The sequence below is a fragment of the Peribacillus tepidiphilus genome (genome assembly GCF_009466385.1).
GTDB lineage: Bacteria > Bacillota > Bacilli > Bacillales > DSM-1321 > Bacillus_BN > Bacillus_BN tepidiphilus.
The window spans coordinates 1-14,843 of sequence record NZ_WIAQ01000015.1; the positions used below are offsets into that span (position 1 = coordinate 1).

General features: G+C 40.0%; 12 protein-coding genes and 1 riboswitch. All 12 genes read left to right on the forward strand.

Annotation, left to right across the window (positions count from 1 at the left end; all coding sequences use genetic code 11):
* Positions 1-162: 162 nt before the first annotated feature.
* The 12 genes from GD441_RS09410 to GD441_RS09465 all read left to right on the forward strand — a co-directional run bounded on the left by GD441_RS09410 (position 163) and on the right by GD441_RS09465 (position 14,830).
* The gene (locus tag GD441_RS09410; protein ID WP_153126030.1) at positions 163-1,797 is read left to right on the forward strand and encodes a peptide ABC transporter substrate-binding protein; all 1,635 of its coding nucleotides are present in this window, start codon (positions 163-165) and stop codon (positions 1,795-1,797) included.
* A 209-nt stretch (positions 1,798-2,006) separates the two neighbouring features.
* A complete protein-coding gene (locus tag GD441_RS09415) occupies positions 2,007-3,098 on the forward strand; it encodes a mandelate racemase/muconate lactonizing enzyme family protein (RefSeq protein ID WP_153126032.1) in 1,092 nt (363 codons plus the stop codon).
* A gap of 3 nt (positions 3,099-3,101) precedes the next feature.
* Positions 3,102-4,022, forward strand: a complete 921-nt coding sequence (locus tag GD441_RS09420; RefSeq protein ID WP_153126036.1) for a C40 family peptidase — start codon at positions 3,102-3,104, stop codon at positions 4,020-4,022.
* Positions 4,023-4,024: 2 nt separating this feature from the next.
* A complete protein-coding gene (locus GD441_RS09425; RefSeq protein WP_153126038.1) occupies positions 4,025-5,035 on the forward strand; it encodes an ABC transporter ATP-binding protein in 1,011 nt (336 codons plus the stop codon).
* A gap of 12 nt (positions 5,036-5,047) precedes the next feature.
* Positions 5,048-5,827, forward strand: a complete 780-nt coding sequence (locus GD441_RS09430; protein ID WP_153126040.1) for a serine hydrolase — start codon at positions 5,048-5,050, stop codon at positions 5,825-5,827.
* A gap of 391 nt (positions 5,828-6,218) precedes the next feature.
* Positions 6,219-7,799, forward strand: coding sequence for an ABC transporter substrate-binding protein (locus GD441_RS09435; RefSeq protein WP_225434186.1), 1,581 nt, complete (start codon positions 6,219-6,221; stop codon positions 7,797-7,799).
* 179 nt (positions 7,800-7,978) lie between these two features.
* Positions 7,979-8,932: an ABC transporter permease gene (locus GD441_RS09440; protein ID WP_153126042.1), complete on the forward strand. Its 954-nt coding sequence runs from the start codon at positions 7,979-7,981 to the stop codon at positions 8,930-8,932.
* Between the two features lie 4 nt (positions 8,933-8,936).
* On the forward strand, positions 8,937-9,791 hold the full coding sequence (locus GD441_RS09445; RefSeq protein WP_153126044.1) for an ABC transporter permease: 855 nt from the start codon (positions 8,937-8,939) through the stop codon (positions 9,789-9,791).
* A gap of 11 nt (positions 9,792-9,802) precedes the next feature.
* A complete protein-coding gene (locus GD441_RS09450; RefSeq protein WP_153126046.1) occupies positions 9,803-10,795 on the forward strand; it encodes an ABC transporter ATP-binding protein in 993 nt (330 codons plus the stop codon).
* A complete protein-coding gene (locus GD441_RS09455; RefSeq protein ID WP_153126048.1) occupies positions 10,788-11,765 on the forward strand; it encodes an ABC transporter ATP-binding protein in 978 nt (325 codons plus the stop codon). Before GD441_RS09450 ends, GD441_RS09455 begins: the two co-directional genes overlap by 8 nt.
* Positions 11,766-12,336: 571 nt before the next feature.
* A riboswitch (cobalamin riboswitch) is annotated at positions 12,337-12,517 on the forward strand.
* A gap of 256 nt (positions 12,518-12,773) precedes the next feature.
* Positions 12,774-13,313 (forward strand): cob(I)yrinic acid a,c-diamide adenosyltransferase, encoded by a 540-nt coding sequence (locus tag GD441_RS09460; RefSeq protein ID WP_153126049.1) that lies wholly within the window; start codon positions 12,774-12,776, stop codon positions 13,311-13,313.
* Positions 13,314-13,324: 11 nt separating this feature from the next.
* Positions 13,325-14,830, forward strand: coding sequence for a cobyric acid synthase (locus tag GD441_RS09465; protein ID WP_225434187.1), 1,506 nt, complete (start codon positions 13,325-13,327; stop codon positions 14,828-14,830).
* Positions 14,831-14,843 lie beyond the last annotated feature (13 nt).

The following is a 14,843-nucleotide window of genomic DNA, read 5'->3' on the forward strand; positions in this document are numbered from 1 at the left end:
CTTCCTTTATTTAGGGATTTAGTGTCGGTGTGGTAACCTCACTATTACCTAAATTTCAGGGGGTGGCAATTTTTTTGCTCAAAAAGCCCTCTAATATAGGATTTACTAACCTATTTACTATAAAAGTTTTGACAATACGACAAATAAAAAAGGGGGAAAAGTATGAAAAAGTTTTTGTCAATGTTGATGACTGCTTTGATGATCTTTGTTCTAGCTGCTTGTACAGCAGACAAGGATGCTGGAACGGAGCCAAAAGACGATGGGAAAGAGCAAGCAGCAGAAGGTAACAAAGAGAAGATATTGTACTTGAACAACGGTCAAGAACCAACTTCTTTTGATCCGCCAATCGGTTTTGATTCTGTTTCTTGGAATGCTTTAAACAACTTGATGGAAGGTTTAACGCGTTTAGGCGAAAATCACGAGCCTGAAGCTGCTACTGCTGAGAGATGGGATGTTTCAGAAGATGGAAAAGTGTATACATTCCATATCCGCGAAAATGCCAAATGGTCAAACGGGGATGATGTAACAGCAAATGATTTCGTATTTGCTTGGAAACGTCTTTTAGACCCTGCGACTGGTTCACCAGCAGCTTTCTTAGGATACTTAATTGAAGGTGGAGAAGCATTTAACACGGGAAAGGGTACTGCTGATGATGTAAAAGTTAAAGCAGTTGACGCTAAAACATTAGAGGTTACTTTAACTAGTCCTCAAGCGTACTTCCTAAGCGTCATTGCAAACCCTGCATTTTTCCCAATCAATGAGAAAATAGCAAAGGAAAATCCCGAGTGGTTTGCCGAAGCAGAAAGCTTTGTAGGAAACGGCCCATTCAATTTGTCTGAATGGGAGCATGATAGTCACTTTGTTATGGAAAAAAATAAGAACTATTGGGATGCAGAAAATGTGAAGCTTGATAAAATTCACTGGGCAATGATTGACGATCCTAATACGGAATACCAAATGTTCCAAACAGGTGAGCTTGACACTTCTGACGTTCCAGCTGAGTTGAGTGAACAGTTATTTAAAGAAGGAAAAGCTAAGGTTGAAGATCAAGCGGGAACCTATTTCTACCGTTTCAATGTTACGAAGGAACCGTTCCAAAACAAGAACATTCGTAAAGCTTTCGCATTGGCTGTCGATCAACAGCAAATCGTTGATTTCGTAACGAAAAACAAAGAGAAGCCAGCCTATGGATTCGTTTCTTACGGTTTCACTGATCCATCTGGAAAAGACTTCCGTGAAACAAACGGAGATCTTTTAAAGACTAATGTGGAAGAAGCAAAAGCACTCTTGAAAAAAGGTATGGAAGAGGAAGGGTATGACAAGCTTCCGGAAATCACGTTAACATACAGCACAAGCCCGGTTCACCAAAAGATTGCCGAAACACTTCAACAAATGTTCAAAGAAAACCTCGGTGTTGATGTGAAGCTTGCAAACATGGAATGGAACGTATTTTCTGAAGAGCAAAAAGCGCTTAAGTTCCAATTATCTCGTAGCTCATTCTTGGCTGATTATGCTGACCCAATCAACTTCCTTGAAAACTTCCAAACGGGTCATGCAATGAACCGTACAGGCTGGAGCAATGCAAAGTATGATCAGCTCATTAAAGATGCTAAAAACGAAGCAGATGAAACAAAACGCTTTGAGCTCATGTATGAAGCTGAAAAACTATTATTCGAAGAAGCTCCTATCTTCAGCGTTCATTTCTACAATCATGTCCAGCTGCAAAATCCTGATGTAACGGGAATCGTTCGTCACCCAGTTGGATACTTGGAATTAAAGTGGGCAGATAAGAAATAATGTAAAAACGTAAAAGGGGTGTTCACATTGAACATCCCTTTTTAGAAATGAAATAGGATAATAGAAAAGGAGAGAATAGAATAATTGAGCTGAATAAATACCGGTATGTTCCAGAACAAACACACATACTTTGACGTTCTTGTACATAAAGTTTCTTCTAATAAGTTTTCACCAAAGGCTTTGTTTAACCTACAAAAAGGATGATTGACATGAAAATTCATTCTATTGAAACCTTTAAATTGGCAGTCCCATTGACGAAGCCATTTAAAACGGCACTTCGCACAGTGGAAACAGCTGAAGCAATCGTTGTAAAAATAACTTGCGATAATGGAATCATAGGCTGGGGAGAAGCACCGCCAACCCTTGTTATTACTGGGGACAGTATGAACAGCATTGAGGCTGCTATTCAGATTGTACTTAAACCGTACCTTTTACATAAAAATCTATTAAACTACGAAGCAGTGTTTCAGGGATTGCAAACCGTTCTTGTCGGGAATTCGAGTGCAAAGGCTGCTGTAGATATGGCTTTGTATGATTGTATTGCCCAAAATGCTGGTCTTCCACTCTATCAGTTCCTTGGGGGTTACCACGACGAAATAGAAACAGACTTCACTGTAAGCGTAAATAACCCAGAGGAAATGGGAGAAGATGCCGTTCAATACGTTCAAAAAGGCTTTAATGTTTTAAAAATAAAAGTAGGAAAAGATGATGTAGAAACGGATTTGGAACGAATGAAAGAAATTCGTCGTAGAGTGGGCTCACATATTAAAATCCGTCTAGATGCTAACCAAGGCTGGAAACCGAAAGACGCTATCAAAATCATCCGACGCATGGAGGACCTTGGTCTTGATATCGAGCTCGTCGAACAGCCTGTTAAAGCTCATGACATCGAAGGATTAAAGCAGGTGACAGATGCGGTTGACACACTCATCATGGCAGACGAAAGTGTTTTTTCTCCAAAACAAGCTCTAGAAGTGCTTCAAACACGCAGTGCCGATCTTATCAACATTAAGCTTATGAAAGCTGGTGGAATCTATCAAGCTGAGATCATCAATAGATTAGCAGAAACATATGGTGTGGAGTGTATGGTAGGGAGCATGATTGAAACGAGACTTGGCATTACAGCTGCAGCTCACTTTGCTGCAAGCAAAAAAAATATTACTCGGTACGATTTTGATGCACCTCTTATGCTTGCTAAAGATGTCATTGAGGGTGGCATCCAATATGCTGGAAGAAAAATAACTTTACCGAAAGATAGCGGACTAGGAATTCAGAACGTAAATCTAGGAAACGAGGTATAAATCATGGAAATAAGATGGGTAAACGTTCCGGTTGCAACAGTGTGGACTTTGTTTGATTCAGCCCGTGATCTAGATGCAAAAGCAATTGAAAATCCGGCAGATGTATCATCCTGGCTACAAAATCAAACGTATGAAGAATTACTAGCTCTTTGTGAAAAAAATCTAGTTCAAACTCAATGCTTATACGGCGAAGAGGTGCTAATTTTAGAGGAAAAGGAAGGATGGAGTCATATTTTCGCGGTAGATCAGCCTTCTTCAAAGGATAAAAGAGGCTATCCAGGCTGGATACCGACTCAGCAATTAATCAAGAATGATTCATTTTCATTGGCAAACAAACCGATTGCCGTAGTGACAGCAAAAAAAGCCACGCTGTATTCAGAAGAACAAATCGCTATTTTGGAATTAAGCTATCAAACTCGCTTGCCATATGTTTCAGAAGAAAACGGCTATCTTAAAGTAGAAACACCTATGGGTCAAGCTCTGCTTAGAAAAGAAGAGGTCACAGTGTTTTCATCACTCCAAGCTATTCCTAAAGGGAACGGTCAGGATATTGTGGCTGCAGGTGAGCAGTTTCTTGATTTGCCATATCTTTGGGGTGGTATGAGCAGCTACGGATACGATTGCTCAGGATTCAGCTATTCTATGTGCAAAGCAAATGGCTACATCATCCCACGCGATGCTCACGACCAAGCTGCAAAAGGCGAAGAAGTGGATTTGAATCAACTTCTGCCTGGAGATTTATTGTTTTTTGCGTATGAGGAAGGGAAAGGGGCTATTCATCACGTTGGCATCTATTATGGGAACGGGAAAATGCTTCATTCACCTAAAACTGGAAAAACAGTTGAAATCATTGAGTTAAAAGAGACCGTTTATGAAAAAGAACTATGTGCAGCAAGACGCTACTGGCAGAATACGGAGGAATAATCATGGATACACAAGCATTGCTAGAAGTGAAATCTTTAAAAAAATACTTCAACATGGGAAAAGCGGGAGTATTAAAAGCAGTCGACGATGTTTCCTTTCAAATTTTTAAAGGAGAAACCTTTGGTGTGGTAGGAGAATCCGGCTGCGGTAAATCTACAATCGGCCGAACGATTATTGGGCTGTATGACGCTACTGACGGCGAGGTCCTTTACAACGGAAAAAATATTCATAAGATGAACAATAAAGAGCGCTTTGCCTTTCATAAAAAAATGCAAATGATCTTTCAGGACCCTTACGCTTCTTTAAATCCTCGCTCAACAGTCGGGGAAATTATCTCAGAGCCGATGGAAGTTCATGGACTGTATAAGGATAAAAAGAAGCAAATGGAAAGAGTATATGAACTGCTTGAGGATGTAGGTTTGAATCGTGATCATGCGAACCGCTATCCGCACGAATTCAGCGGCGGCCAACGCCAAAGGATTGGGATCGCAAGAGCATTGGCTTTAGATCCTGAGTTCATCATTGCTGACGAGCCAATTTCTGCGCTTGATGTTTCCGTTCAAGCTCAAGTCGTGAATCTATTAAGAAGGCTTCAAAAAGAAAAAGGACTCACTTATCTTTTCATCGCTCATGACTTATCCATGGTCAAACAAATCAGCGATCGAATCGGTGTAATGTATTTAGGAAACCTTGTTGAGCTAACAACCAGTAACCAGCTTTATAAAAATCCGCTTCATCCATACACACAAGCTCTATTGTCTGCTATTCCCATTCCTGATCCTGATGTGGAAGATAAGAGGGAGCGAATTATTTTACAAGGGGACCTTCCAAGTCCAATCAATCCTCCGAGCGGTTGCGTATTCCGTACTCGCTGTGCGCATGCGATGCCAGCTTGTGCAACGATGAAGCCGCAGTGGCAGGAAATTGACGAGAATCATTATGTTGCCTGTCATCTCTATAATAAGAAAGTAATGGGTGAGAGTAATCATTCCCAAATCGCTGCAACGAAATAGAAAGGACAAACTATGGAGTTTTTAAAAGAAGAGATCCTGCGCTTAGTTTCACAATGTGATGGAAGAGTGAGCGTGAGAATCGAGCTTAATGGTGAAGCGATCGATATCAAAGGCAATAATGTTTATTCTTCTGCTAGTTTAATAAAAATTCCTATTTTACTAGAAGGCTTCCGCCAAGTAGAGGCGGGAAAACTGCAGCTAGACCGTGTTTATGAATTGAAAGATGAAGAAAAAGTTGGCGGAGCGGGCGTGATCCAAGCATTACATGGTCAAAATTCGTACTCTTTACTAGACTTAATGACCTTGATGATTATCGTCTCTGATAATACCGCTACAAATCGGTTAATTGATATTATTGGAATGGATTCCATCAATTCATGTATTTCATCGCTTGATCTGAAGCATACCGTCATAAATAGAAAAATGATGGATTTTATTTCGTTGCAGCAAGGAAAGGATAATTTGACAACAGCAGCTGATATCGTGGCATGCTTGCGGAAAATAGAAGATGCCAGTTTTTTAACACCTGATAGTAGAGAGAAAATCCTGGGTATTCTTCATCATCAACAATTGCTTGACAAGCTGCCTGTCTTAATTGATCATAAAGAGATTTGGATCGCTAACAAAACAGGTGAGCTCCCAGGCGTGGAACACGACTGTGCGATTTTGAAATACAAAGGAAAGACATTATATGTAGCCGTACTGGTTGACCAATTAAGAGACAAAAAGGCTGGTAGAGCCGTAATCAGTGAGATAGGAAAAATGTGCCAAGTGCTACTTGCAACAAGGTGATAAAATGCTAATCACAGAAAGTGATTAAACAGACAATAGAAGATATGAGGATTTTGTAGATTGTTATTTCCAAAGGCAGGAAACAAAAAATTATATACCAAACGCTGAAAACTTTATGATTTATAGTGACCTATATGAGTAATTCACAAAGCTTTATCCTAGCTTAAAAAATGTTTACAAACAATAAAAGTCAATGAACAACTCTGTCAAGAGAAGAACAAAAATAATTGAAATGTTTTAAAAATTGTTATAAAATAAAATGCTGAAAAGCGAGACAAGCATATTGCTTTTTCAATATAATTCCTTTACAATGAAAAACGTTAATCCTTATATGATAAGTAGGGATTAATTTTTTTTGTAAGAATAATTACATATACAGGGGGAAAAAAAGATGAAAAGAAAGAATTGGATCTTTCTCACAGCGCTAGTTTTTAGCTTAATGGTCGTTCTTTCTGCATGTACTTCCAATGGTACGAAGGAAGAAGGTAAAGAAAGTGAAAAAACTAGCAATACAAAACAAGATACATTCGTATATGGGATTGAAGGGGATCCTGGAAATGCCATTAATGTTATTACGACAGGTGATCGTTTTGGATTGATGACAATTAAAGCAATCTATTCACCTTTATATATGTACAATAGTGCGGATGATATTAAATATTTTCTTGCTGAAAGCATGGAGCCGTCAGCTGACTTTTTAACTTACACAGCTAAGCTAAGAAAAGATGTAAAATGGCATGATGGCAAACCATTTACAGCTGATGACGTTGTTTTCACATATGAGCAAATGCTAAAAGAAGAAAATGGCGGCTGGGCACGTGGACAATTAATTTTCGACGGTAAGCCAGTTAAGGTTGAAAAGGTTGACGATTATACAGTTAAGTTCACACTTCCAAGCGTAAGTATGAGCGCAATGGAAGCATTAGGTAACATTTTCATTATGCCTAAGCATATTTATGAGGGTGAAAAGAACATCGCAAACAGCCCGAAAAACGCACATCCAATCGGAACTGGCCCTTATAAATTTAAGGAATACAAAGCTGGAGAAAGCTTAACGTTTGAGAAAAACGAAGATTACTTCTTAGGTGCACCAAGCATTGATAAGGTTGTATTCCGTATTATTGCAGATCCTAATACTGCTACAATCGCGCTTCAAAAAGGTGAAATCGACGCATTGGCTATTTCACCATTTGATGTAAAGAAATTTGAAAATGACAAGAATGTTACTGTGCTGCCATATGACGAAGGTCGTGTCGGCTACATGGCATTCAACATGGGTTCAAAAACCGTTCAGGATAAAAATGTACGTAAAGCTATTCTTTATGCACTAAATCGTGATGAAATTATCAAAGCAAGCTATATATCTGATGAATATGCTGAGCCTGCGTATTCCTTCTTACCAAGAAAAGCAACATACTACACTGACAATGTTGAAAAGCATGATTATAATGTAGAAAAAGCGAAGGAACTGTTAGGCGGCAAAAAACTGAACTTGAAATTGGCGTATACTGCGAACAATACTTTCCAACAAAAGCAAGCAGCTGTTATACAGCAAAACTTAAAAGCGGTTGGCATTCATTTAGAGCTTGTGGGAATGGATTCAACAGCTCTATTCCAAAAGCTTGAAACAGAGCACAGTGACTTTGATATGTACTTAAACGGATATATCATGGGAATTGACCCAGATACATTTAACTCCTTGTTCGTAACTGGCTCTCCTTCAAACTACATGCATTACAGTAATCCAAAAGTAGATGAGCTGTTCAACAAAGGTCGTGTGGAAACAGACGAAGCGAAGAGACAGCAAATCTATGAGGAGCTACAAAAAACGATTATCGATGACGCAGTATTCTACCCAATCACAGAAAATAAACGTATTTTAGCTGTTGATTCAAATCTTACAGGCATTGAAGAAGCAGGATTAGTTCCTGTTTACACGTTTGAAGATCTGTCTAAGCTTTCTTTTAAATAATTTTTCGTAAAAATTTTAGAAAAACCTTGCCCATATCATGATTTGGGCAAGGTTTTTTCCGTAAACTTTACAGATGCTATGTTTGTACGATATGGGTTTATAGGCTTGATTTTTCAACTGCTTCCTGAAATTTGCGATAAAATCTATGTACTAAAAAAATGAATTGAGGGGGGAAAAGGATGCTGCACTATATTGTAAAGAGATTACTACAAGCCATTCCGCTATTATTCCTTATTTCTGTTATTTGCTTTATGCTCATCCAGCTTGCTCCGTATGATGCGGTCGATGCGATGACCACACCAAATATGACAGAAGAGACTGTACAACTCATTAAAGAAAAATACGGTTTGGACAAGCCGGCCTATGTTCAGTATTTTTACTGGATCAAAGGAATTTTGCAAGGGAATTTAGGGTATTCCATTGTAACCCATCAAAGTATCGCCGAGGATTTAATGACGAGAATCCCAAATACGATTGCACTTGTTCTACCGGCTTATATAGTAGCTCTATTTTTGGCGATTGTACTTGGTCTAGTTGCAGGTGCAAAAAAAGGGAAATGGGCAGATAAATGGATTGATGGATTTTGTTCGATTGGGATTTCCATTCCTAGCTTTTGGTTTGCGATGATTTTGATTTTTATTTTTGGTTATCGCTTAAACTTACTCCCGATTCTTGGAATGAATACAATTGGACAAGAAGAATCGATTCAAGATCTCGTTATGCATTTGATTCTGCCATGTACGGTTTTGACTTTTGCCTTTTTACCTGAATTGACGAGATTCGTACGCTCATCTACAATCGGGCAGCTTTCAGAGGATTATGTAATGGTTCAAAAAGCATATGGAGAATCAGGTTTTATGATTTTATACAAGCATGTTCTTCGCAATGTACTACTTCCCATTGTGACAATCGTGGGGATGAGCCTTCCCATTTTAGTGACAGGAGCTTTCGTTACTGAAACAGTTTTCGGATGGCCAGGCATTGGTCCGTATTTCGTCAAGGCGATACAAGGCTTTGATTATCCTGTCGTTATGGCGATTATGCTATTGTCCTCTTCTCTTGTAATTATAGGAAACCTGCTTTCTGATATTTTGTATGTCATCATAGATCCAAGAATTAAGGAAATGAGGTGATAGAATGGCAAAGAAAAAGAATCGTAGAATTCAAGGAATTAAACAGGAATTAATGAGCAACAAGACTGCACTGATTTCCGTCATTTTTTTAGTCTTGATTATTTTATCATCCGTTTTTGCCTTCTTGTCTCCTTATACTCCTGACGAAGTGGATATTGAGAACGTTCTACAGCCTCCAAGCGGTGAGCATCTGTTTGGGACCGATGAGCTTGGGCGTGATTATTTTACAAGAGCGCTGTATGGAGGTCGAGTTTCACTTACTGTAGGAATTTTGGCGATGGTTATTTCAACGAGCATTGGAGTTTTAGTTGGAACCATCAGCGGATATTTCGGCGGCCGGTTGGATAATGTTCTAATGAGAATGGTTGATATTATCTCTTCCATACCTTGGATGATTCTTGTAACTGTAGTGAGTATTTATTTAACTCCAGGTTTAAAAGCGATCATTCTTGTGATTGGCTTGTTTACTTGGATGAGCACGGCAAGACTTGTCCGTGCTGAGACACTTTCGATTAAAGAAAGGGAATATGTCCTTTATGCAAAAGCATCCGGTCAATCTTTCTTCAAGATTATCGGAAAACACATTATTCCCGCTGTTTTCCCTACAATTGTCGTGGCTTCAACCGTAAGCATTGCGAACGCCATCATGATGGAATCGGCATTGAGCTTTTTAGGATTAGGTGTTCAACAGCCTGTATCTTCATGGGGGAGCATGCTGCAAAATGCCCAAAGTAATTTAGGGAACGCGCCTTATATGGCGATTCTACCTGGTTTGTTCATTGTATTAACCGTCTTTTCATTTAATAAGCTAGGGGACGTATTAAGAGTTGCGGTAGAACCGAAAACAAGGAGCAAATAGGAGGTGAAATCGTGAATTCTACTGAACTATTGAAAATTCAAGATTTACGTACCGCATTTTATGACGGAAAGACAAAAAAAGATGCAGTGCGCGGCGTAAGTTTTTCCGTAAATAAAGGAGAAATCTTAGGAATTGTTGGGGAGTCAGGAAGCGGAAAAAGCGTCATGATGAAATCCATCCTCGGTATTCTGCCTTCCAATGCAAAAGTGGAATCAGGTGAAATTGTATTAAATGGAAAGCATATCGAAAAACTTTCGGAAAAAGAATTGCGAAAGATTAGGGGTAAGGAAATCGCCATGATTTTCCAGGATCCGATGACAGCTCTCAATCCTTTAAAAACAATTGGAGATCATTTAATCGATTTGCTTGTAAGAATTCGAGGGATGAATAAAGCAGAAGCAAAAAAGGAAGCGATCGAGGCTCTTCGTTCTGTTGGGATTCCTTCACCTGAAAAAAGACTAGATCAGTATCCTCATGAATTTAGCGGCGGGATGAGACAAAGGGTGTTAATCGCCATGGCCCTCTGCTGCAAGCCACAGCTGTTAATTGCAGATGAACCGACGACAGCATTGGATGTGACGATTCAGGCGCAAATTTTACAGCTTTTGAAAAAATTAAAGCAGGATAACAATATGTCCATCACGTTGATCACACACGATTTAGGAGTGGTGGCTAGCCTTTGCAGCCGCATCATCGTCATGTATGCGGGAATGATTATGGAGGAAGGTACAGCTGAGGAAATTTTTTATCGTCCCAAGCATCCTTACACAAAAGCATTGCTAGAGTCCATTCCTCGTTTGGATGATGAAGAAAAGCAGCGCTTGAAGCCTATTAAAGGGAGTGCCCCTTCTTTGTCAGACCTGCCGAAGGGATGTCCGTTTGCCGGGAGATGCCCATATACTTTCGAAAAATGCTATTCAGAAATGCCTAATTATAAACATTTTTCACCAACACAACGTTCTATGTGCTGGATTGCAGAGAAAGTAGGTGAGAGTAATGGGTGAAACCTTAATTGAGGTTAAAAATTTAAAAAAATATTTTACTGTTAAATCCTCTGTATTTTCTCGAAATGAGCAGATCGTAAAAGCGGTGGATGATGTTAGCTTTTCGATCAAAAAAGGTGAAACCTTCGGACTTGTAGGAGAGTCTGGCTGCGGTAAATCAACGCTTGGAAGAACCGTAACAAGATTATACGAACCGACAGCTGGAGAAGTGAGATTTGAAGGAGTCGATATTACAAAGTTAGGCTCAAAAGAGATGCAGGTCTATCGGAAAAAGATGCAAATGATTTTCCAAGATCCTTATTCTTCCTTGAACCCCTATATGAATGTTGAAGAAATCATCAGTGAGCCTCTCGACATTCATATGAAGCTATCAAAACGTGAAAAGCAGGAGAGGATTGAGGAGATTCTTGAAAAGGTCGGTCTCAAGAAAGACGCTTTAGAGAAATTTCCGCACGAATTTAGCGGTGGTCAGCGTCAGCGCATCGGCATAGCCCGCGCCCTTTCTGTCCAACCTGAATTCGTCCTTGCTGATGAAGCCATTTCAGCATTAGACGTTTCGATTCAGGCTCAGGTTATCAATCTTCTAGAAGACTTACAAGATGAGATGGGATTAACGTATCTTTTTGTAGCGCACGACTTATCTATGGTTCGCCACATTTCTGATCGAATCGGTGTGATGTATCTAGGAAAAATCGTGGAGATCTCTCCAAGTAGAGAATTGTATAAAAATCCACTGCATCCATATACGAAGGCTCTTCTATCAGCCATTCCGATTCCGGATCCTGCAAGAGCGAAAGAAGCTGTCTATGAACCGATCACTGGTGAGCTTCCAAGTCCGTTAGATTTGCCAAGCGGCTGTCGTTTCCGTACAAGATGTCCATTCGCTACCGCGAAATGTGCAGAAGTAGAGCCAGAAATGAAGGAAGTAGATAAAGACCATTTTGTCGCTTGTCATTTGTATGAAGAATAGAAAAGGTTACATGCCTTCAAGGCAAGTAACCTTTTTTATTTAAGGCTCTTTTCTAAAAGATTGTTGTTTTTAAATAGGTTATGGGAATGAAAACCGTTGATAAAAAAATTGGTTGATTGGAGCGTAAGGTGCGAGACTCCTGCGGGAGCAGCGGGACAGGTGAGACCCCACAGGAGCTGACTGCCGAGGAGGCTCACCGCCCGCCCCGCGGAAAGCGAGCATCCTGAAACGGAGATCAACCTCTCCTCACTATCATGTGTTTTCTTTAGAAGAATGGCAATGATCATTGTTATTCGCGTATACATTAGGACAAGACCAACATGTGTAAAAAAACCTTAGTCCAAAATGGTGAATCGAGTTATGTGATCGCATGATTGATCCGGCATTTACTGGCAGTAAAACCCCTACTTTAAGCTTGAAAGGGATTGATGAAGTCTAAGTGGTGGAAAAGAAAACCCCCACTGATGGAAGTTCCTCTTTATTATCAAAAATAGTAAGAATGTTCACATAAAATGATTTAGACATAGAAAAAGCTAATGACAAACGACTCAATCTGGAGTACAATGAACAAAAATGAATAGTCTTTAAAAGTGCCTTTTTGAAGGATAATAGGGAAACCGGTGAAAATCCGGTGCAGCCCCCGCTACTGTAAGCACAGATTTGTTTGAAAGTACCACTGACCGAAGTGTTGGGAAGGGTCAAACAGAGATGAAGTGCGAAGCCAGGAGACCTGCTTTTAAAGCGTAAGATGCTTGTTTTTCGGAGGGAAGAATAAGTCAAGAAACCATTGTGTTTTACTATCTAAAGTACACAAAAGACCTTGACTGTTCTCAGTTAAGGTCTTTTTTATGGTTCGAACATACATACATATGTCAATTTCAACGAAGACTTTAGGCCATTTATTCAGTCCGAAGAATCAAGCAACATAAACATAAATGAAGACTTTTCATTTTTGAAATCATGAGCTCCTAAAAGGAGGTAGCTTAGAAAACGAAAGGAGTTGAACAAATGAAAGAAACAAAAGGCAGAATCCTTGTATATACCGGCGATGGAAAAGGAAAAACAACAGCTGCTGTTGGATTGGCAGTTCGAGCTCTTGGCCGGGATATGAAAGTGCTGATTCTTCAATTTATTAAATCACCTGAGCGTACATATGGCGAACAAATAGCTCTTGAGAAGCTAGGAGCTGAAATGCATCAACTCGGGATTGGTTTTACTTGGACAAAGACGCCGGAAGAACATCGAGCAGCATTAAAGAAAGCATGGGAATTAGCGAAGGAAAAGCTGCAAGACCCGAAATATGACTTGATCATTTTAGATGAAATCAATAATGCCCTAAGCATTACTAGCTTTCCAATTGATGATGTACTTCCGCTCAAAGAGGTTATGGATACCTTGAAAAATCGCCCTTCTCACATGCATGTTGTATTGACTGGGAGGGATGCGAAAGACGAAATCAAGGAAATGGCCGATTTGGTTTCTGTCGTGCAAGTAGAGAAGCATTACTATGATGAAGGCGTAGATGCCATTTACGGCATTGAATATTAAGAGGCAGATGTATGAAAAATAGGCCACTCACAATTATGATTCAAGGGACACATTCCGATGCTGGGAAAAGTGTGATCACTACTGCACTATGCCGAATCTTTGCACAGGATGGATACAAAACGGCACCTTTCAAGTCGCAAAACATGGCATTGAATTCGTATATTACGTTAGATGGAAAGGAAATTGGGAGGGCGCAGGGTGTTCAGGCAGAAGCTGCCAAAACCACTGCGACCACTGATATGAACCCGATTCTCATTAAGCCATCAAGAGATATGGAAGCTCAGGTTGTTTTTCACGGCAAGCCGTATGCTACGATGAAAGCTACCCAGTATCGAGAGGAGTTTTTTCAGCTTGGTGTCCAAGCCATTCACGATTCCCTTCAAAAATTGAAGGAAGAATATGAAGTAATCGTTATAGAAGGAGCAGGATCTCCGGCTGAAATCAATTTGACTGACAAAGAGCTGGTAAATATGCGGGTTGCAAGTATTGCGAATGCCCCAGTTATTCTTGTCGGGGATATCGATAAAGGTGGGGTTTTTGCGAGTCTTGTCGGAACTCTCCAGCTTTTAGGCCCACATGATCGAAGTCGCGTGATCGGCGTCATCATTAATAAATTCAGAGGGGACATTTCCCTGTTACAGCCAGGTTTAGATTGGTTTGAAGAGTACACCGGTGTCTCAGTTCTCGGTGTGATCCCGTATTTAGAAGGACTTGAAATTGACGGAGAGGATTCACTTGTTTTACAAAAATATGGTAATGATCACAAAGACCAAGCAGCAATTGATATAGCAGTAATTGCGTATCCGCGCATATCCAATTTTACAGATGTGGATCCGCTTCGCCTCGAACCAGATTGCAGAGTGAGGTTTGTAAGAAAGGCATCTGAGCTTGGGAATCCTGATTTTATCATTTTACCTGGTACGAAAAACACGGCCGAGGATTTGTTATTCCTGCGTGAATCAGGGCTTTTTGAGAAAATCAAGACAGCCTATCATAATGGAACTTGTTTGGCAGGAATTTGCGGCGGGTTTCAAATGCTTGGAGAAAAAATAATGGATCCGAGTCAAATTGAATCTCCCTACACGATTATGGAAGGCTTTGGCCTATTTCCGATGGTTACAGAAATGACAGAAATGAAAAAAACAGTTCGAGTTAAAGGGTTTTGCAGGATGAAGGGATTCGAGAATCTTCTGCTATCCGGTTACGAAATACATATGGGTCGCACGCAATTAAATAGGAACCACCAGCCTTTTTCCATCCTTTCAGGAGAAATGGAAGGCTGTACGAACCAAGAAGGAACTCTATTTGGAACCTATCTGCATGATGTGTTCCACAATGATGAATTTCGGGGAGCGTATCTCAATAAGATCAGAAAGAAAAAAGGGCTAGAACCGATCGAGCGCTCGCTCCGATTCAGAGATCTGAAAGAAAGAGAGTTTGACAGATTGGCTGAACATGTTAGACGCTCGATAAAAATGGATCTCATATTAGAAAAAATGAAAGAATTCTCGGTCTAAGGAGGATATTAAA